The organism is Actinomadura sp. GTD37 (assembly GCF_041951365.1).
Taxonomy (GTDB): Bacteria; Actinomycetota; Actinomycetes; order Streptosporangiales; family Streptosporangiaceae; genus Spirillospora.
Window position 1 is genome coordinate 68,323 of sequence record NZ_JBGNUS010000003.1, and the last position, 17,405, is coordinate 85,727.

Genomic DNA, 17,405 nt, shown 5'->3' on the forward strand with positions numbered 1-17,405 from the left:
GAGGAGGCGGCCGGCCGGGGATGCCCGGCCGGCCGCTATGGCGACGGAGGGGCGGGACTCAGCGACCCGCGCCGAACTCGTGCTTCCACTTGGCGGCGAAGAACGCCGCGTAGTCCACCGGCGGCGCGACGAGCTGCCCGGCCGGGGGCAGGTTGTCCTTGGTGACGAGGGTCGGGCGCCAGAAGTCGAGGCCCTCGCCGTACACGGGCCGCACGTCCTTCGACATCGGGGTCTTGCGGGCCTGGAGTTCGGCGATCTGGTCGATCGCCGTCCAGCTCGACCACTCGAGTGAGTTCTCGACCGCGGCGTCGACCTGCCCCTTGCGGATCAGGTCGAGCGTGGGCCGGTTCGCGTAGAAGGTCGCCAGCAGCGGGCGGTCCGGGAACGACTTGCCCGGGTACCGCGCCTTGACGGCCTGCGCGGCCCCCAGCACCGCGGTCTCGAAGGTGATCCACACCGCCGAGGCGTTCGGGTGCTGGTTCAGCTGGGCGGCGATCTGCTGCTGCGTGCCCTGCACCAGGTTGGTGGCGTCGGCGTCCTGCTCGGAGGCGATCTTGACGCCGGCCGCCTTGAGGGCGTTGACCCGCTCGATTCCCCAGCTGGCCGCGAAGCCCTGCACGATCGCGCCGCCGTCGCGGCCCTTCGCGTGGTCCGCGACGTACTTCGCGAGGGCCGTGCCCATCTCGCCTTCCGGCGGCGCGTAGCCCGCGGTGTACAGGTCGGTCTTGTCCAGGCTGCCGCCGCTGTAGACGGTCGGGATCCCCTCGCGGCGGGCGCGCTGGAGCGCGGTCGCGATGATGGTCTGCGGGATGCCGTCGTCGAGCAGGACGTCGATCTTCTGGTTGAGGAGGGTGTTGCCGCAGGCGGCCATCTTCGCCGGGTCGCCCATGCCGTCGCAGGGGATGACGGTCCAGCCGAGTATCTTGGCCGCCGCGACCGCGGAGTCGTACATCCGCTGGTCGGCGGGGGATTGGGCGGTGTACCGCAGGTATCCGATGGTGATCTTGGGGAGGGAGGTGGGGGATCCCGCCTTCTTTGCCGCGGCCACCGCCAGGGCCTCGACCCGGCTCGCGCTCAGTGTGGGCGCCGCGGGCGCGGTGGTCCCGGCCTCGGTCGCGCCCGGCGTCGGCGTCGTCTTCGCCGAGTCGCCGCACGCGACGAGCGCCATCGCCGCCACCGTGCCGAGCACGGTGGCTTTCAACCAGGTTGTCCTCATGGCGGGTGCGTCTCCTGTCAGTGGACCGAATCGGGCAGCGGGGGACGCGAGGACGGTGATGGGACTCGGGTGCCTTGGAGCGTGCGTGGGAACGGACGGTGGTCCGGCGCGCGGGTCTCGCGGGTTGCGCCACCGTGCGGTACTCGTGAGGACTCGTGAGGGGCCTGCTGCGCTGCCGGTCGTGTGCTGACGAGCCGGCCGAGCGCCGAGTATCTATGAGTATAGTTATAATCATCATCGCGTCAATGGATGGCGCGATATTGCTCGGGCGCAGGTCGGCCCGGCACAGGCCGGCCCGCCGAGAGGGCGTCCGGCGGGACGGCGCCCGGCGAGAGGGCGCCCGGTCTCACCACGGCGCCCGCGGTCGGCGCCTGCGGACCCGGGCGCCGTACGTCCGGCGCCGGACGGCTCAGGCGTCCGCGGGAAGCCTGCGCGGCCCCGGCGTGAAGCGCGCGGGGATGGACTGGAAGCCGACGTTGGTGCCCTGCTGCGGATAGCGCCGGAGCGCCTCCAGGTCGACCGAGTAGTCCGGCATCCGCTCGAGGATCTGGCTGATCAGCGCGTGCGACATGGCGCGCCCGAGGTGCGAGCCCGCGCAGCGGTGCACCCCGACCCCGAACGACGTGTGCCGGTTCGGCCAGCGCTCGATGTCGATCTCGTCGGCGTTCTCGAAGACGGATTCGTCGCGGTTCGCCGAGGCCCAGGCCAGCAGGACCCTGTCGCCCGTCTGCATGGGGCAGCCGTGGAAGTCGACGTCCTGGACGACGGTGCGGGCCAGGGCCTGCGTCGGCGCGAAGTACCGGAGGAACTCCTCGATGGCGCGTTCCAGCTTCTCCGGGTGGTCGATCAGCGTCCGGCGCACGTCCTGGTGCTGGTACAGCCACACCAGCGTCTGGCTGACCAGCGAGGCCGTCGTTCCCGTGCCGCCCGCGACCAGCAGCTCCGTGATCGCGAAGACCTCCTCGTCGGTGATCGGCCGGCCGTCGATCTCCTGCTGGACGAGGTAGGTGATGACGTCGTCGGCGGGCTCCGCGCGGCGGGCGGCGATGGTGCGCCGCATCCGCTCCGAGAGCTCCGGCAGCTCGACCTCGACGGCCTGCCGGAACGCCGGCGATCCGGGCACGCCGGACAGCGTGGTGCGGTGCAGGTCGGCGTACCGCTTCCAGTCCTCGGCGTCCAGGCCCAGCCAGTCGACGGTCACGATCGCCGGCACGCCGATGACGTCGACGAAGTCGCACTCGCCGCTCTCGATGACCTGGTCGATGAACCAGGTCGTATAGTTGTCGATCATCTCCCGCATGCGCTCGACGGCGGCCGGCGCGGTGATCCGGTTGACGATCTTGCGGAAGGTGCGGAACTCCGGCGGGTCCAGCTCGATGGGGATGTGCCGGTGCATCGGCGTCTTGGGGATCACGACGGCCAGCCCCTCACCGCCGTGCGGCAGGCGCCGCGAGGAGAAGGTCTCGTCGTCGCGGGCGGCGTCGAAGACGCTCAGGTAGTCCGAGAGCACCCAGTAGCCCTCGTGCGCCGTGGTCCAGGCGACCGGTGTCGACGTGCGGACGGCCCGGTACGAGCCGACGGTGTCGTCCGCGTGGGTCTGGGAGTTGTGGTCGAAGGAGATGACGGGGCACCGGCGTGGCGCGGACATGGACGGAACCTCCGGGGAGAGGTGGAAAAGAGCAGAGTCAGTCTGATAATCGTTATACTAGATTAGGCTGTTGTCAACGACTGCCGCCATGCGGTCCAGGGGAGGAACGATGAAGGTCAGGGTGGATCCGGAGATCTGTCAGGGGCACGGCGTCTGTCACATGACGGCGCCCGGCCTGTTCTTGCTCAGGGACGAGGACGGCCAAGCTTACGTCGAGCACGAGGACGTTCCTCCAGGTGAGGAGGAGTCGGCCCAGCTCGCCGCGGACAGCTGCCCGGAACGAGCGATCACGGTCTACTGAGCGCCGGCGGCGCGACGGCGCGCGGGCCGGCCCGGCGATCCGGCCCCGGGGCGCGGCCCCGCGGTCCGGGCCGCGCGCGTTCAGCCGAACACGCGGTCCCACGGGACGATCTGATCGAGCACCTCCGGGAACTTGCGCTCGGCATAGCGCACGTATTCGCCGATGTGCTCGCGCATGCGCGACTCGGACTCGGCCGGATCGCCCGACTTGATGGCGTCGAGCACCTGCTCGTGCGCGGTGAGGATGGCCTTGCGCCGCGGGCCGGGGTAGTCGACGCCGACCAGCGTCCCGTCCATGATGTCCAGCAGCGAGTCGGCCAGGTAGCCGAACAGCGGGTTGCCCGACGACCAGGCGATGATGTCGTGGAACCGCTTGTTGGCCTCAAGGAACACGTGCTGGTCGTCGAGGTGGGCGCGCATCTGCACGATGGTGCCGTCGAGCCCGGTGAGCGACGCCTCGTCGATGCGCGTCGCGGCCAGCCCGCTGATCATCGGCTCGAGCGCGCTGCGCACCTCCGCGATCGTGCGGAACGGCGCCTGCTTCAGCTGCATCAGCAGCACGACCGTCCCGGCCAGGTGGGAGGCGTCGGGATCGAGCAGGATCGGCCCGCCGCCCGGTCCGGGCTTCAGCGTGATCGCGCCCTGGAACTCGAGCAGGCGCAGCGCTTCGCGCAGTGTGCCGCGGCCGGTCTGGTACGTCTCCAGCATGACGCGCTCGGGCGGGAGCAGGTCGCCCGGGCGCAGGTCCCCGCGCACGATGTCCCGGACGATCCGCTGGGCGATCAACATCGCCGCCTTGGGCGGCCGATGCGGATTCTTCACCGGACGCCTCGCGAACGGCCCGGACCTCTGGGCATCACTCCTCCATCCCGCCGCGGGCGGCGGCGTCCGCACGCAGGTCCGACACGGTTGACCGGACCATAATTGATATGCAAGATTAGCATTGATTTCAGCGAGATTCCGCCTACGGGCGGCGCATCGGCGCCCCGCGCGCCGGGCGATGCGCCCAGGGATGCCCCGTCCCGCCGCCGCATGCGATCACGCTCCCACCAGCACGAGGAGACGGCCTTCATGTCCGACGCAGTGATCGTGGAGTCGCGCGGACCAGCGGTCTGGATCAGGCTGAACCGCCCCGAGCGGCGCAACGCCTACGACGCCGAGATGGCCGCCGCCATCACCGCGGCCGTCGAGTCCGCGGACACCGCCCGCGCGGTGGTCATCACCGGGTCCGGCGGCAGCTTCTGCGCCGGCGGCTCGCTGCAGTCGCTCAGCACCCCCACGACGGCGCAGATGCGCGAGCTGTACCGGGCGTCCCTCCGCCTCTTCGACGCGATCCGGCAGTGTCCGCGCCCGGTCATCGCCGCCGTCGGCGGGCCGGCCGCCGGCGGCGGCAACGAACTGGTGGTCGCCTGCGACCTGGCCCTCGCCGGCCGGTCGGCGACCTTCGGGCAGACCGGGCCGAGGGTCGGCAGCTCGCCGGTCACCGGCGCCACGAACGTCATGGGCGTGCAGATCGGCGAGAAGCGGGCCAAGGAGATCGCCATGCTGTGCCGCCGCTACACCGCGGCGGACGCCCTGAGCATGGGCCTCGTCAACGCCGTCGTCGACGACGAGGACGTGGAGGCGGCGGCGCAGCGGTGGGTCGAGGAGATCGCGCTGCTCAGCCCGCGCTACCTGGAGATCACCAAGGTGAGCTCGAACATCTGGTGGGACGCCGCGCGGGCGTCGTTCACGAACGGGCTCGGCATGCTCGTGCAGGCGGTCGGCAGCGCGGACATGGTCGAAGGCGCCTCGGCCTTCCTCGAAAAGCGTCCCCCGGTCTTCCCCGACCCGCAGTGACGGGCGGACCGCCCGGCGGCCCGCTCAGACGCCGCGCCAGACCGGCCGCCGCTTCTCGGCGAACGCCGCGGCGCCCTCCCGCGCGTCCGCGGAGGACCGCACCGGCTCGGTGATCTCGCGCTGCCGCACGAACTGCTCCGCGGTGGGCCAGTCCCGCGCCGACGTGATCACCTGCTTGGTGGCCCGGACCGCGAGCGGCCCGTTGGCGGCGATCTCGCGGGCGAGGTCGAGCGCCACGTCGAGCGCGGTGCCGGCCGGCACCAGCTCGGCCACCAGACCGGCCGCGTGCGCACCGGCCGCCGGCACGTGCGCGCCGGTCAGCGCCCAGCGCATCGCGAGGTGGTAGGGCACGCGCTCGGAGAGCCGCATCAGCCCGCCGCCCCCGGCCACGAGGCCGCGGCGTACCTCGGGCAGGCCGAACGTGGCGTTCTCGGCCGCCACGATCAGGTCGCAGGCGAGCACGATCTCGAACCCGCCGGCCAGGGCGTACCCCTCGACGGCGGCGATCAGCGGCTTGGCGGGCGGCCGTTCGACGATGCCGGCGAAGCCGCGGTCGCCGATGGAGGGCCGCTCACCGGCGAGGAACGCCTTGAGGTCCATGCCCGCGCAGAACGTGCCGCCGGCTCCGGTGAGCACTCCGGCGACGAGGTCGGCGGAGTCGTCGAGCAGGTCCATGGCGTCCGCGATCGCCTGCGCGGTCGCGGTGTCGATGGCGTTGCGGGCGTCCGGGCGATCGATGGTGACGATCAGGACGCCGTCCGTGCGGTCGAGGCGGACGGTGGCGGACATGGCACCCCAATGTGGTCGAGTGGGTCGAGTCGTCGGTTCGGGCCGGTAGGACGGACGGGCGGCGTCAGCGCGGCTGCATGCGCACGGCGCCGTCGAGACGGATCGTCTCCCCGTTGAGGTACGGGTTGTCGATGATGTGCTCGGCGAGCCGGGCGAACTCGTCGGCCCGGCCGAGCCGGGCGGGGTTGGGCACCTGGGCGCCCAGCCGGTCCTTGATCTCGTCGGAGAACCGGCTGAGGATCGGCGTGTCGAAGATGCCGGGCGCGATGGTGACGACCCGGATGCCGCGGCTGGCCAGGTCGCGGGCGGCCACCAGCGTCATGCCGACGATGCCGGCCTTGGCGGACGCGTACGGGATCTGCCCGATCTGGCCCTCGTAGGCGGCGACGGAGGAGGTCAGCACGCACACGCCGCGCTCCTCCCCGACGGGGTCGGCCGCGGCCATCCGGGCGGCCGTCAGCCGCAGCACGTTGAACGAGCCGACGAGGTTGATCCGCACGATCGTCTCGTAGAGCTCCAGGTCGCCGGGCGACCCGTCCTTGCCGACGACCCGGACGGTGCCGCCCCGTCCGGCGCAGTGCACCAGCGCCCGCACGGGCCCGCGCTCCTCCGCGGCGTCGAGGGCGGCCTCCACCGCCGCGGGCTCGGTGACGTCGCCGGGGACGAACCGCGCCAAGGGGCCGAGTTCCGCCGCCACCGCGGCGCCGGCCGAGGCGGGCAGGTCGAGGATGACGACCGGCACGCCGCGCCCGATCAGCCGCCGCGTCGCCGCGAGTGCCAGGCCGGACGCGCCGCCGGTCACGAGGGCGCTGCCTCCGGTGAGGTCCATGGACTTCCTCCTTCGGGGACGGGCGCTAGCGCCGCAGGGATTCGAAGATGGTGGCGTTGGCCATGCCGCCCGCCTCGCACATGGTCTGCAGGCCGTACCGGCCGCCGACGTGTTCGAGGTGGGCGAGCAGGGTGACGGCCAGGCGGACGCCCGACGCGCCGAGCGGATGCCCCAGCGCGATGGCGCCGCCCACCGGGTTGAGGCGGTCGTCGGGCACCGGGTACTCGGCCTGCCAGGCCAGCGGCACGGGCGCGAACGCCTCGTTCACCTCCACCGCCGCCAGGTCCGCGAGGCCCAGCCCGGAGCGCGCGAGCACCTTCGCGGTCGCCGGGATCGGGCCGGTCAGCATGAGGAGCGGGTCGTCCCCGACGACGGCCGAGGCGACCACGCGGGCGCGCGGCCGCAGGCCCAGTTCGCGGGCGAGCGGCTCGCTCATCACGAGCATGGCGGCCGCGCCGTCGGTGAGCTGGGACGAGTTGCCCGCGGTGATCTTCCAGTCGACGTCGGGGAAGCGGCTCGGCCACGGCTCCGCGGCGAACGCGGGCGCCAGCGCGGACAGGCCGGCCGGTGTGCTGCCCTCGCGGATCGTCTCGTCGGCGCGGACGGTCGCCCCGCCGGCCTGGACCGGTACCAGCTCGTCGTCGAACCGTCCCGCCGCGCGCGCCTGCGCGGCGCGCGCGTGCGATCGCGCGGAGTACTCGTCGAGCCGGGCGCGCGAGAGGCCCCAACGCTGCGCGACGAGTTCGGCGGCGACGCCCTGCGGGGGCAGGATCGGGAAGCGCTCGGCGACCCCCTGTCCGTACGGGTCCTGGCCCATCCGCGCGGACCCCATCGGCACCCTGCTCATCGACTCGACGCCCGCGGCGATGACGACGTCGTACGCGCCGGCGAGCACGCCCTGCACGGCGAAGTCGATGGCCTGCTGGCCCGAGCCGCACTTGCGCTCGATCGTCGCCGACGGCACGTGCACGGGGAAACCGGCGGCGAGCAGGGCCTGCCGGCCGGGCGTCGCCGACTGCTCGCCCACCTGGCCCACGCATCCCACCAGCACGTCCTCGACGATGCCGGGGTCGATCCCGGTGCGCTCGACCAGTGCCCGCAGGACTTGCGCGAGCAGGTCGGCGGGATGCGCCTCGGCCAGCGCGCCGCCCTTCCTGCCGCGTCCCATGGGGGAGCGGACGGCTTCTACGATCACCGCTTCCGGCACGGCTCACCCCCTCGCTATCTATATGTATGATTATCATGTAAAGTGACGCCAGGACAACGACGGACGTCGCGCTTGACGTTTGAAACTATGTTCACCAATATCATAGTTGGTCGATCGGAGGGATCTCCGCCAGTGATGAGCCGAGCCAGCGTCCCGGGCGCCCCGGAGCAGCAGGAGGCCCGCGACCTCGCGGCGTCGGTCGCGCGGGAGCGCTACGCGCCGCACGCCGCCCGGTGGGATGCCGAGCGGACCTCCTTCCCGCATGAGGAGCGGAGCTTCCTCGGGTCGCTCGGCTTCCTGGGCATCTCCCTTCCGGAGGAGTACGGCGGATCCGGGCGGCCGCTCGCCGACTCCCTCGTCGTCATCGAGGAGCTCGCCAAGCACTGCCGCCCGGCGGCGTTCCAGGTGTTCGAGGCGAACACCGGGCCGGCCCAGGTGGTGAGCCTGCTGGGCTCCGACGAGCAGAAGCGGGCGCTGCTGCCCGGGGTCGTGTCCGGCGAGTCGACGATCGCCGTGGCGATCTCCGAGCCCGACGCCGGATCCGCGGCGACCGACATGACCACGCGCGCCACCTACGCGGACGGCGCCTACACCCTGCGCGGACGGAAGCGGTGGATCTCGAACGGCGGCGAGGCCGACCACTACCTCGTCTACTGCCGCCTGTCCGACGCGCCCGGGGCCAAGGGCCTGGGCGCGCTCCTCGTCGAGGCGGACCGCGCGGGCGTGAGCTTCGGCGAACCGGAGCGGCTCATGGGCTTCCGCGGCATCCCGTCCGCGGACGTGATCTTCGATGACGTGGTCGTGCCGGAGCGGAACCTGCTGATCGGCGCGGGCGGCTTCCGCTCCCTGTTCACCGCGTTCTCGATCGAGCGCCTGGGCAACACCACGATGAGCCTCGCCATCGGCCAGGCGGCACTGGACCTCACGCTGGACTACGTTCAGCAGCGCACGCAGTTCGGCAAGCCGCTGATCGAGTTCCAGAGCATCCAGTTGACGGTCGCCGACATGATGCTGCAGGTCGAGGCCGCGAGGCTGCTGCTCCAGCGGGCCGCGGAGAACGCCGGGCACGGGCTGCCGAACCCGCTGGAGGTCTCCCTGGCCAAGTGCACCGCGAACGAGATGGCCAAACGCGTGACGGACCTGGCCATGCAACTGCACGGCGGGAACGGATACACCGAGGAGTACGGCATCGAGCGGCTGCACCGCGACGCGCACGGCTGGGCCCTCGCCGGGGGCACTCCGACGATGCAGCGCATCCGGATCGTCTCCGAACTGCTCGGACGGAACTTCGACCAGCGGCGCTGACGGGCCTCCGGCCGGGCCGGGGCGACGCCGGGGGCGGCGCACGCGCCCGGCCGGCGCCTCCGCCGGAACCGGCGGCTCGGCCCGGCCACCGACAACTATGAAGGGAAACGCGCAGTGAACCGACTCGAAGGACGCGTCGCCACGGTCATCGGCGGCGGTTCGGGCATGGGCAGGGCCATCTGCCACCGGCTCGCCGCCGAGGGCGCGCACGTGTACGTCGCCGACCTGTCCGGCCAGGCGGCCGAGACCGTCACGGGCGAGGTCGCCGACGCCGGCGGCTCGGCACGCGCCGCGCAACTCGACGCCACCGACCCGGCGGCGCTGGCCGACCTGTACGAGCGGGTCGACGCCGAGCACGGCCGCCTGCACATCATGCACAACCAGGTCGGCATGCCCGGCGCGGCGGGACTGGACATCAGCGCCGAAGAGTGGCAGCGCAACATCGACGTCAACATGAAGAGCCCGTTCTACAGCGCGACGCTCGCCTGGGAGCTGCTCAAGAAGGGCGAAGGCAAGGCGTCGGTCACCATGACCGCCTCGACCTCCGCGCTCGTCGGCTCGCCGTTCAGCCCGATCTACTCGCTGACCAAGAGCGCGCTCGTCGGGCTGACCCGCGCGCTCGCGCTGGTCGGCGGCCCCGACGGCATCCGGGTCAACTGCGTCGCGCCCGGCACCGTCCAGACCCCGATGCTCGCGCAGTTCTTCGGCCGCGAGCCCGGCGCCGACGTAGCGGAACTCGTCGAGCAGTTCGTCAGCGGCATCCCGCTGGGCCGGGCCTCGCAGCCCACCGAGATCGCCTCGGTGGTCGCGTTCCTGGCCAGCGACGACGCCAGTTTCATCACCGGGGTGACGCTGCCGGTCGACGGCGGCCTCACCGCCAAGTGAGGGGACCGGTCACGCCACCACTCCAACGACGACTCGCCGAACCGGAGGTCCGGTCATGGTCCAGGTAGGTCTACTCCTCAGCGACGTGCCGACGTCGGTGTCCCCCACGCGGCAGTTCCGCGACGTGCTGCGCATCGTCGAGGCCGCCCAGGCGAACGGGTTCACCTACATCGCCATCGGCCAGCACTTCCTCTACGGCGACCTGCGCTGGCTGCAGCCGGTGCCGCTGCTCGCCCGGCTCGCCGCCGAGGTCGGCCCGGAGGTCCGGCTCGTCACCCAGATCATGATCGCCCCGCTGTACCACCCGGTGCTGCTGGCCGAGGAGATCGCCACGCTGGACGTCGTCACCGAGGGCCGGCTGGTGTTCGGCGCCGGCCTCGGATACCGGCCCGAGGAGTTCGGCTACCTCGGCGTGCCGTTCGCCGAACGGGCGGCCCGCATGGACGAGTGCCTCGACCTGCTCGTCAAGCTGTGGACGCAGGACGAGGTGACCCACCACGGCCGGTTCTGGCAGCTGGACGGCGTCCGACCGCACCTGAAACCGGAGCAGCGCCCCCACCCCCCGATCTGGATCGGGGCGCACAGCCTCGCCGGGACCCGGCGGGCCGGCCGGCTCGGCGACGCCTACGCGTGCCCGCCGGAGACGCCGCTGGACGAGGTCGCCCAGCGGTTCGCGGTGGTCCGCGACGGCTTCGCCGCGCGGGGCAGGGCGTTCGGCCCGCAGCCGCTGCGGCGCAACGTGCTGGTCGCCGACACCACCGAGCAGGCCGTCGTCGAGTACGCCCGGGTGGCCCAGGGGCGCTACCTGTCCTACGCCCAGCGCGGGCTCGACGTGATGGACGAGAGCGAGATCGCCGCGGACTTCGCCTCCGCGGTCGCCGGGCACGCCGTCGTCGGCACACCCGACGAGGTCACGGCCCGGCTGGTGGACATCGTCACGTCGCTCCCGGTCGACCCGCTGCTGCTGCGCCCGCAGTGGCCGTCGATGGACGCCGACGAGGCGATCACCGCGATCGGCCGCCTCGGCCGCGACGTCGTCCCGGCGATCCGGGCCGTCACGCCGCGCACCGGGCTGCCGGACGGGACCGGCGAGTAGCGGCCATGGACATCGAACCGACAACGTCCCGGACCCCGGCCGCACCGGCCGGTCCGGCCAGCACGGCAGGGGACTGCGCACGATGACGCGGTACTACACAGACCTCGTTCCCGACTTCCCGGACCCGGCGACCTGGAACGTCGCGCACGTCCTGCGGCACCACGCGCGGGTGCGGCCGGACCGCGTCTTCCTGATCACGCCCGAGGAGGAGCGCCGCTGGACGTACGGCCAGACGCTGGCCACCGCCGAGCGGGTCGCGGGCGGCCTCGCGGCGGCCGGCGGCGCCGCGGGCGACCGGGTGCTGGTCATGGCGGCGAACAGTTCGCGGTTCGTGTTCAGCTGGCTCGGCTGCGGCCTGGCCGGGCTGGTCGAGGCGCCGATCAACACCGCGTACGAGGGCGAGTTCCTGCGCCACCAGGTCGCGCTGGCCCGGCCGCGCTTCGTCGTCGTCGACGACGTGTACGCCGAGCGGTTCCTGGCGATCGGCGCCGCGGCCGACGTGATCGAGCACTTCTTCGTGATCGACACCGGCCACGCCGACGCGGCGCTGCGCGCGCTGCGGGCCGCGGGCCGCCGCGCCGACGGCTGGGACGTGCTCGCCGAGGCCGAGCCGGTCTCGCCGCCCGAGCCCGCCGCGCACACGCTGGCCTCGATCTTCTTCACCTCCGGCACGACCGGGCCGTCCAAGGGCGTGGCCATGCCGCACGCCCAGATGTACTTCTTCGGCCAGGAGGTGGTGTCGCTCACCCGCCTCACCGCCGCGGACACCTATCTCACGGTCACGCCGCTCTTCCACGGCAACGCCCAGTTCATGGCCGCCTACCCGGCCCTGATCGCCGGGGCCGGGCTGGTCGTCCGGTCGAAGTTCAGCGCCAGCCGCTGGATCGACCAGGTGCGCGCGGACGGCGTGACGGTGACCAACTTCATCGGCGTGATGATGGACTTCGTCTGGAAGCAGCCGCCGCGCGGCGACGACGCCGACAACCCGCTGCGCGCGGTGTTCGCCGCGCCGACCGCGTCCTCCGTGCTGGCGGCGTTCAAGCGCCGGTTCGGCATCGAGGCGTTCGTCGAGGTGTTCGGGCTGACCGAGACCAGCGCGCCGATCCTGTCCCCGTACGGGGTGGACCGGCCGCCCGGCGCCGCCGGGCTCCAGGTCGCGGACTGGTTCGACATCCGCCTGGTGGACCCGGACACCGACGCGGAGGTGCCGGTCGGCGAGATCGGCGAACTCGTCGTCCGCCCGAAGCACCCGTGGACGTGCAGCCTCGGCTACCACGGCATGCCGGACAAGACCGTCGAGGCGTGGCGCAACCTGTGGTTCCACACCGGTGACGCGCTGCGCCGCGACGAGGAGGGCTGGTACTACTTCGTCGACCGGTACAAGGACGCGCTGCGCCGCCGCGGCGAGAACATCAGTTCCTACGAGGTGGAGCAGGCGATCCTGGGCCACCCGGCGGTGCTCGAGGTGTCGGTGCTCGGCGTCAAGGCCGACATCGAGGCGGGCGAGGACGAGGTGCTCGCCGTCGTGGTGGCCGCCGAGCCGGTCGACGCGGCGGAGCTGTGGCGGTTCTGCGAGGGCAGGATCCCGGCGTTCGCCGTCCCGCGGTTCATCCGCTTCGTCGACGCCCTGCCCAAGACGCCGTCGGAGAAGATCCGCAAGTCCGTGCTGCGCGACGAGGGCGTCACCCCGGACACCGGCGACCGCGCCGCGGCGCCCGCGAGCTGATCGGACGCCCGCCATGGACCGCACCTATGACCCGCCGCACGAGGACGTCCGCGCCGCCGTCCGCGGGACGCGCCGCCCGTTCCGCGGCGCGTACCGGCGGGACCACGACCTGCCACGGAGCCGCTGATGCCACGACCGTACCGCTCGATCCTGTTCGTCCCCGGACACAAGCCGGACTGGGCCGACAAGGCGCTGAGGTCCGGCGCCGACGCGATCATCCTCGACCTCGAGGACGCCGTGCCGGACGACCTGAAGGACGAGGCGCGCCGCACCGTAGCCGCCTCGATCGCCCGGCTGCGGGCGGCCGACCCGGACGTCGGCATCGGCGTGCGGGTGAACGGCCTGGCCACCCGGCAGACCGGCGCGGACCTGGAGGCCGTGGTCGTGCCCGGCCTGGACGTGGTCTTCCCGCCCAAGATCGATCAAGCCACCGACGTGCTGCGCTACGACGCGCTGCTGGACCACTTCGAGATCCGCGGCGGCGTCGGCGGGCTGCGCTACATCGTGCCGATCGAGACGGTGCGGGCGATCCACGACGTCCGCGAGATCGCGCACGCGTCGCCGCGGGTCGCCGCGCTGATCGGCCCGACCGCCGAGCACGCCGACATCGCCCGCGAGGTCGGGTTCGAGTGGACGCCCGAGGGCCACGAGACGCTCTACCTGCGCAGCCGGGTGCTGCTGGCCTGCCGGGAGGCGGGCCTGCACGCGCTCACCGGGCTGTGGGAGCGGGTCGACGACCTCGACGGGCTGCGCGAGTTCGCCCGCGCCGGCCGGCGCCTCGGCTTCCGCGGCATGATCGCCATCCACCCCGCGCACGTCGCGACGCTCAACGAGGTGTTCTCCCCGGGCGCGGAGGAGATCGCCTTCTACCAGGGCATGGTCGAGGCGTACGAGACGGCCGCCCGCACCGGCAGCGGCGCGCTGCGCTACCGGGGGCTGCACGTCGACCGGGCGCACTACGACAAGGCCGTCCAGTGGCTCGCGGCCGCCCGCGCCGGACGCGGGGGAGCGGGCTGATGCGCGGGCCGTATTTCGAGAGAGAGCGACGGATGACCCTATGAACACCGATTACGAGGCCCTGCGCCACTGGATCCCGGCGACCCGGCAGCTCACCATCGGCGGCCGGCCGGTCGATCCGGAGGGCGAGCGCTGGGACGTCCACAACCCGGCGACCGAAGAAGTGATCGCGAACGTCGGCGGTGCGTCGCCGGCCCAGGTCGACGCCGCGGTCGCCGCGGCGCGCGAGGCGTTCCCCGGCTGGGCGGCGCTGTCCGGCGAGGAGCGGTCCCGGCACATCCACCGGCTCGCCGACGTCCTGGAGGCGCACGGCGACGAGTTGCTGCCCTCGATCGTCAACGAGGTGGGCACGCCCGTCTCGCTGGCGGCGTACTTGCAGGTCAAGATGGCCGTGCAGCAGCACCTGAGGTGGGCCGCGGAGGCGGCCAAGGTGGACCGCACCCAGCACCTCGGGCCCTGGGACCAGCCGGTGCCGACCATGTCGGACGTGGTCCACCAGCCGGTCGGCGTGGTGGCCGCGATCACCGGCTACAACTATCCGCTGAACCTGGCCGTCTTCAAGTTCGGCGCCGCGCTGGCCGCCGGCTGCACGGTCGTGCTGCTGTCGTCGCCGCGGACGCCGCTGACCACGCTGTTCCTCGGCGAGCTGCTGCGGGAGGCGGAGCTGCCGCCGGGCGTCATGAACGTCATCATCGGCCAGGCCGACGTCGGCGTCCGGCTGTCCTCCCACCCCGGTGTCGACCGGGTGTCGTTCACCGGCTCCGACGGCGTCGGCGCGCGGATCATGGAGCAGGCGGCCCGCAACCTCGCCGGCGTCACCCTCGAACTCGGCGGCAAGTCGCCGAGCATCGTGCTGCCCGGCGTGGACGTCAAGAAGATCGCCGCGGAGATGCACCTGCGCTGGTCCCGCAACGGCGGCCAGGGCTGCGCGGCGCTGGCCCGGCTGCTGGTGCACGACTCGCTGTACGAGGAGTTCCTCGCGGCGAGCGCCGAGGCGTTCGACCAGATGATCGTCGGTGACCCGTGGGATCCGGCGACCAACATCGGGCCGATGATCCGTCCCGACCACCAGGCGCGGGTGCGCGGCTTCATCGACGACTCGGTCGCCGAGGGCGGCCGCAGGCTGCTGGAGGTGACGCGGCCGCTGCCGGAGCGCGGCTGGTTCGTGAACCCGGTGCTGCTGGGCGACCTGCCGCCCGGCGCGCGCGCCGTGCAGGAGGAGATCTTCGGCCCGGTGGCGGTCGTGCTGCCGTTCAAGGACACCGACGAGGCCGTCCGGCTCGCCAACGACACCGCCTACGGGCTCGCCGCCAACGTCTGGTGCGACGATCTCGCCGAGGGGCGGCGGGTCGCGGAGCGGATCCGGGCCGGCACGGTGTGGATCAACGGAGGCGGCAGCATGCGGCCGGACGCGCCGTTCGGCGGGTTCGGGCGCTCCGGCGTCGGCCGCGAGCTGGGCGAGTGGGGGATGCGCGAGTACCTCGAAGTCCAGCACATCCAGTGGCGGGTGTGACCGGCGTGGACGATCGGAGCGCGCCGCTGCGCGGCGTCCGTGTCCTGGAGCTCGGCACCATGTACGCGGCGCCGACCTGCGGCCGGATGCTGCGCGACTTCGGCGCCGACGTGATCAAGGTGGAGGACCCGGCCGCCGGCGACTTCGCCCGCCAGTGGACGCCGATGAAGGACGGGCTGTCGCTCGGCTTCAGCCGGCTCAACGCGGGGAAGCGGTCGGTCGGCATCGATGTGCGCACGGACGACGGACGGGAGCTGGTCCGCCGGCTCGCCGCGACCGTCGACGTGGTGATCGAGTCGTTCCGGCCGGGCCGGATGGAGGCATGGGGGCTGGGTTACGACGCGCTGAGCGCGGAGAACCCGGGGCTCGTGCTGACCCGGCTGTCCGGCTTCGGGCAGACCGGCCCGTACCGGGAGCGTCCCGGCTTCGGGACGGTCGCCGAGACGGCGAGCGGCTTCGCCTTCACCAACGGCTGGCCGGAGTCCCCGCCGACCTCGCCGCCGTTCGGCTTCGCCGACTCGATCGCGGGGATCTCCGCCGCGATGGGCACCGCGATGGCGCTGTTCCGCCGGGAGCGCACCGGCGCGGGCGATGTCGTGGACGTGGCGCTGTACGAGCCGCTGATGTTCATCCTCGGCGACATGATCCTGAACTACACCGCCACCGGGCATGTGCAGCAGCGTGTCGGCAACGGAACCGGGTCGGCCTCGCCGCGCGGCATCTACCGGGCGGCGGACGGCGGCTGGCTGGCCATCGCGGCGTCCAACCAGAGCATCGCGGTGCGGCTGTTCACCGCGATGGGCGCGGCGGAGGTCCTCGACGATCCGCGCTTCGCCACCAACGAGGCGCGGCTGGCCAACGACGCGGTGGTCCAGGCGAAGGTCCGCGACTGGGTGGCGTCCGTGCCGCGGGCGGAGATCCTGCGCGTCCTGGAGGAGCACGAGGTGGTCGCCTCGGCGGTGAACGACGCCGGTGACATCACCGCCGACCCGCACTTCCTGGACCGGACGCTGGTCGAGATCACCGGCAGCGACGTCCTCGGCCGGGTGCTGATGCCCGGCCCGGTGCTGCACCTGTCGCGGTGGGACGGGCCGAGCTACGAGGGCGTCCCGTCCGTGGGCGAGCACACCGACGAGGTGCTCGCCGAGCTTCTGGCGGAGACCCGTCCGCTCAGGGCTGGCCGCCGTCCACGGTCAGCACCGCGCCGGTGGTGTAGGAGGCCGAGTCGCCCGCGAGGTACAGCGCGGCGCCGACGATCTCCTCCGGCTCGCCGCCGCGGCGCAGGGCGAACCGCTGGGCGCGCTCGCCGAACGCGGCCCGGTCCCAGGACCGGCTGACGTCGGTGAAGAAGGTGCCGGCCATGATCGCGTTGACCCGGACCGAGGGCCCGAAGGTGTGCGCGAACCCGGCGGTCAGCGCGTTCAGGCCGGCCTTGGCCGCCGCGTACGGCAGCAGCCCCGGCCGGGGCCGGTCCGCGGCCCGGCTGGAGATGTTGACGATGGACCCGCCGGCGCCTTCGGCCATCCGGCTGCCCACGAGCGCGGTCAGCCGGAACGCGCCCTTGAGGTTGACCGCGATGACCTTGTCGAACAGCTCCTCGCTGACCTCGGCGACGTCGTCGTACAGCGGCGACATGCCGGCGTTGTTGATCAGGACGTCGACCCGGCCGAAGCGGTCGTACGCGGCGTCGGCGAGGCCGTCCAGCTCGTCCCAGTGGCCGACGTGCACGCCGTACGGCAGGGCGGCCACGCCGGTCGCGGCGCTGATCTCCGCCGCGTAGCGGGCGCACGCGTCGCCGTCCCGGCTGGCGATCACGACGTCGGCGCCGGCGCGGGCGAACCCGGCCACCATGGCCCGGCCGAGCCCCCGGCTGCCGCCGGTGACGAGCACGACGCGGCCCGCGAACGGCAGGTCGGGCGGCAGAGGGGGCGCGTTGTCCGGCATGCGGAGGTCCTTTCTCGGTGTCCCGAACGGGATCTGGCGTTGCAGAAATTCCTTGTTATAGTATGCATGAATTATCCGACCTTGAGGAGTT

Annotated in this window: 15 protein-coding genes and 1 pseudogene; 9 read left to right on the forward strand and 7 right to left on the reverse strand. The window is 72.7% G+C overall.

Annotation, left to right across the window (positions count from 1 at the left end):
* Nucleotides 1–58: 58 nt before the first annotated feature.
* Both ACA511_RS18735 and ACA511_RS18740 read right to left on the reverse strand, forming a co-directional pair.
* The gene (locus ACA511_RS18735; protein WP_375025668.1) at nucleotides 59–1,201 is read right to left on the reverse strand and encodes a sugar ABC transporter substrate-binding protein; all 1,143 of its coding nucleotides are present in this window, start codon (nucleotides 1,199–1,201) and stop codon (nucleotides 59–61) included.
* Nucleotides 1,202–1,625: 424 nt separating this feature from the next.
* A complete protein-coding gene (locus tag ACA511_RS18740) occupies nucleotides 1,626–2,864 on the reverse strand; it encodes a cytochrome P450 (protein WP_375025669.1) in 1,239 nt (412 codons plus the stop codon).
* A 109-nt stretch (nucleotides 2,865–2,973) separates the two neighbouring features.
* Between ACA511_RS18740 and ACA511_RS18745 the strand changes: the two genes are divergently transcribed.
* The gene (locus ACA511_RS18745) at nucleotides 2,974–3,165 is read left to right on the forward strand and encodes a ferredoxin (protein WP_375025670.1); all 192 of its coding nucleotides are present in this window, start codon (nucleotides 2,974–2,976) and stop codon (nucleotides 3,163–3,165) included.
* An 80-nt stretch (nucleotides 3,166–3,245) separates the two neighbouring features.
* On the opposite strand, the gene ACA511_RS18750 is transcribed toward ACA511_RS18745, so the two are convergent.
* On the reverse strand, nucleotides 3,246–3,986 hold the full coding sequence (locus ACA511_RS18750) for a FadR/GntR family transcriptional regulator (protein WP_375025671.1): 741 nt from the start codon (nucleotides 3,984–3,986) through the stop codon (nucleotides 3,246–3,248).
* Between the two features lie 249 nt (nucleotides 3,987–4,235).
* Here ACA511_RS18750 and ACA511_RS18755 point away from each other — a divergent pair, with 249 nt between their 5' ends.
* A complete protein-coding gene (locus ACA511_RS18755) occupies nucleotides 4,236–5,003 on the forward strand; it encodes an enoyl-CoA hydratase/isomerase family protein (protein WP_375025672.1) in 768 nt (255 codons plus the stop codon).
* A gap of 24 nt (nucleotides 5,004–5,027) precedes the next feature.
* Here the strand turns inward: ACA511_RS18755 and ACA511_RS18760 are convergent, their stop codons facing one another.
* The 3 genes from ACA511_RS18760 to ACA511_RS18770 all read right to left on the reverse strand — a co-directional run bounded on the left by ACA511_RS18760 (nucleotide 5,028) and on the right by ACA511_RS18770 (nucleotide 7,828).
* Complete coding sequence (locus ACA511_RS18760) at nucleotides 5,028–5,792, reverse strand: crotonase/enoyl-CoA hydratase family protein (protein ID WP_375025673.1); 765 nt, start codon at nucleotides 5,790–5,792, stop codon at nucleotides 5,028–5,030.
* 64 nt (nucleotides 5,793–5,856) lie between these two features.
* A complete protein-coding gene (locus ACA511_RS18765; protein WP_375025674.1) occupies nucleotides 5,857–6,621 on the reverse strand; it encodes an SDR family NAD(P)-dependent oxidoreductase in 765 nt (254 codons plus the stop codon).
* 25 nt (nucleotides 6,622–6,646) lie between these two features.
* A complete protein-coding gene (locus tag ACA511_RS18770) occupies nucleotides 6,647–7,828 on the reverse strand; it encodes a thiolase family protein (protein ID WP_375025675.1) in 1,182 nt (393 codons plus the stop codon).
* 135 nt (nucleotides 7,829–7,963) lie between these two features.
* On the opposite strand from ACA511_RS18770, the gene ACA511_RS18775 reads away from it, so the two are divergent.
* From ACA511_RS18775 to ACA511_RS18805, 7 genes are all read left to right on the forward strand, one after another.
* Complete coding sequence (locus tag ACA511_RS18775) at nucleotides 7,964–9,133, forward strand: acyl-CoA dehydrogenase family protein (protein ID WP_375025676.1); 1,170 nt, start codon at nucleotides 7,964–7,966, stop codon at nucleotides 9,131–9,133.
* Nucleotides 9,134–9,247: 114 nt separating this feature from the next.
* A complete protein-coding gene (locus tag ACA511_RS18780; protein WP_375025677.1) occupies nucleotides 9,248–10,018 on the forward strand; it encodes an SDR family NAD(P)-dependent oxidoreductase in 771 nt (256 codons plus the stop codon).
* Between the two features lie 55 nt (nucleotides 10,019–10,073).
* Complete coding sequence (locus ACA511_RS18785) at nucleotides 10,074–11,114, forward strand: LLM class flavin-dependent oxidoreductase (protein WP_375025678.1); 1,041 nt, start codon at nucleotides 10,074–10,076, stop codon at nucleotides 11,112–11,114.
* An 82-nt stretch (nucleotides 11,115–11,196) separates the two neighbouring features.
* Nucleotides 11,197–12,840, forward strand: a complete 1,644-nt coding sequence (locus ACA511_RS18790) for an AMP-binding protein (protein WP_375025679.1) — start codon at nucleotides 11,197–11,199, stop codon at nucleotides 12,838–12,840.
* Between the two features lie 126 nt (nucleotides 12,841–12,966).
* On the forward strand, nucleotides 12,967–13,857 hold the full coding sequence (locus ACA511_RS18795; RefSeq protein WP_375025680.1) for an HpcH/HpaI aldolase/citrate lyase family protein: 891 nt from the start codon (nucleotides 12,967–12,969) through the stop codon (nucleotides 13,855–13,857).
* A gap of 40 nt (nucleotides 13,858–13,897) precedes the next feature.
* Entirely contained in the window at nucleotides 13,898–15,370 is a 1,473-nt protein-coding gene (locus tag ACA511_RS18800) for an aldehyde dehydrogenase family protein (protein WP_375025682.1), read from the forward strand.
* 5 nt (nucleotides 15,371–15,375) lie between these two features.
* Nucleotides 15,376–16,707: a CaiB/BaiF CoA transferase family protein gene (locus ACA511_RS18805; protein WP_375025683.1), complete on the forward strand. Its 1,332-nt coding sequence runs from the start codon at nucleotides 15,376–15,378 to the stop codon at nucleotides 16,705–16,707.
* On the opposite strand, the pseudogene ACA511_RS18810 reads toward ACA511_RS18805, so the two are convergent.
* Nucleotides 16,607–17,314 (reverse strand): annotated as a pseudogene (locus tag ACA511_RS18810) (SDR family NAD(P)-dependent oxidoreductase); the annotation flags it as partial. The gene ACA511_RS18805 and the pseudogene ACA511_RS18810 overlap by 101 nt on opposite strands.
* Nucleotides 17,315–17,405 lie beyond the last annotated feature (91 nt).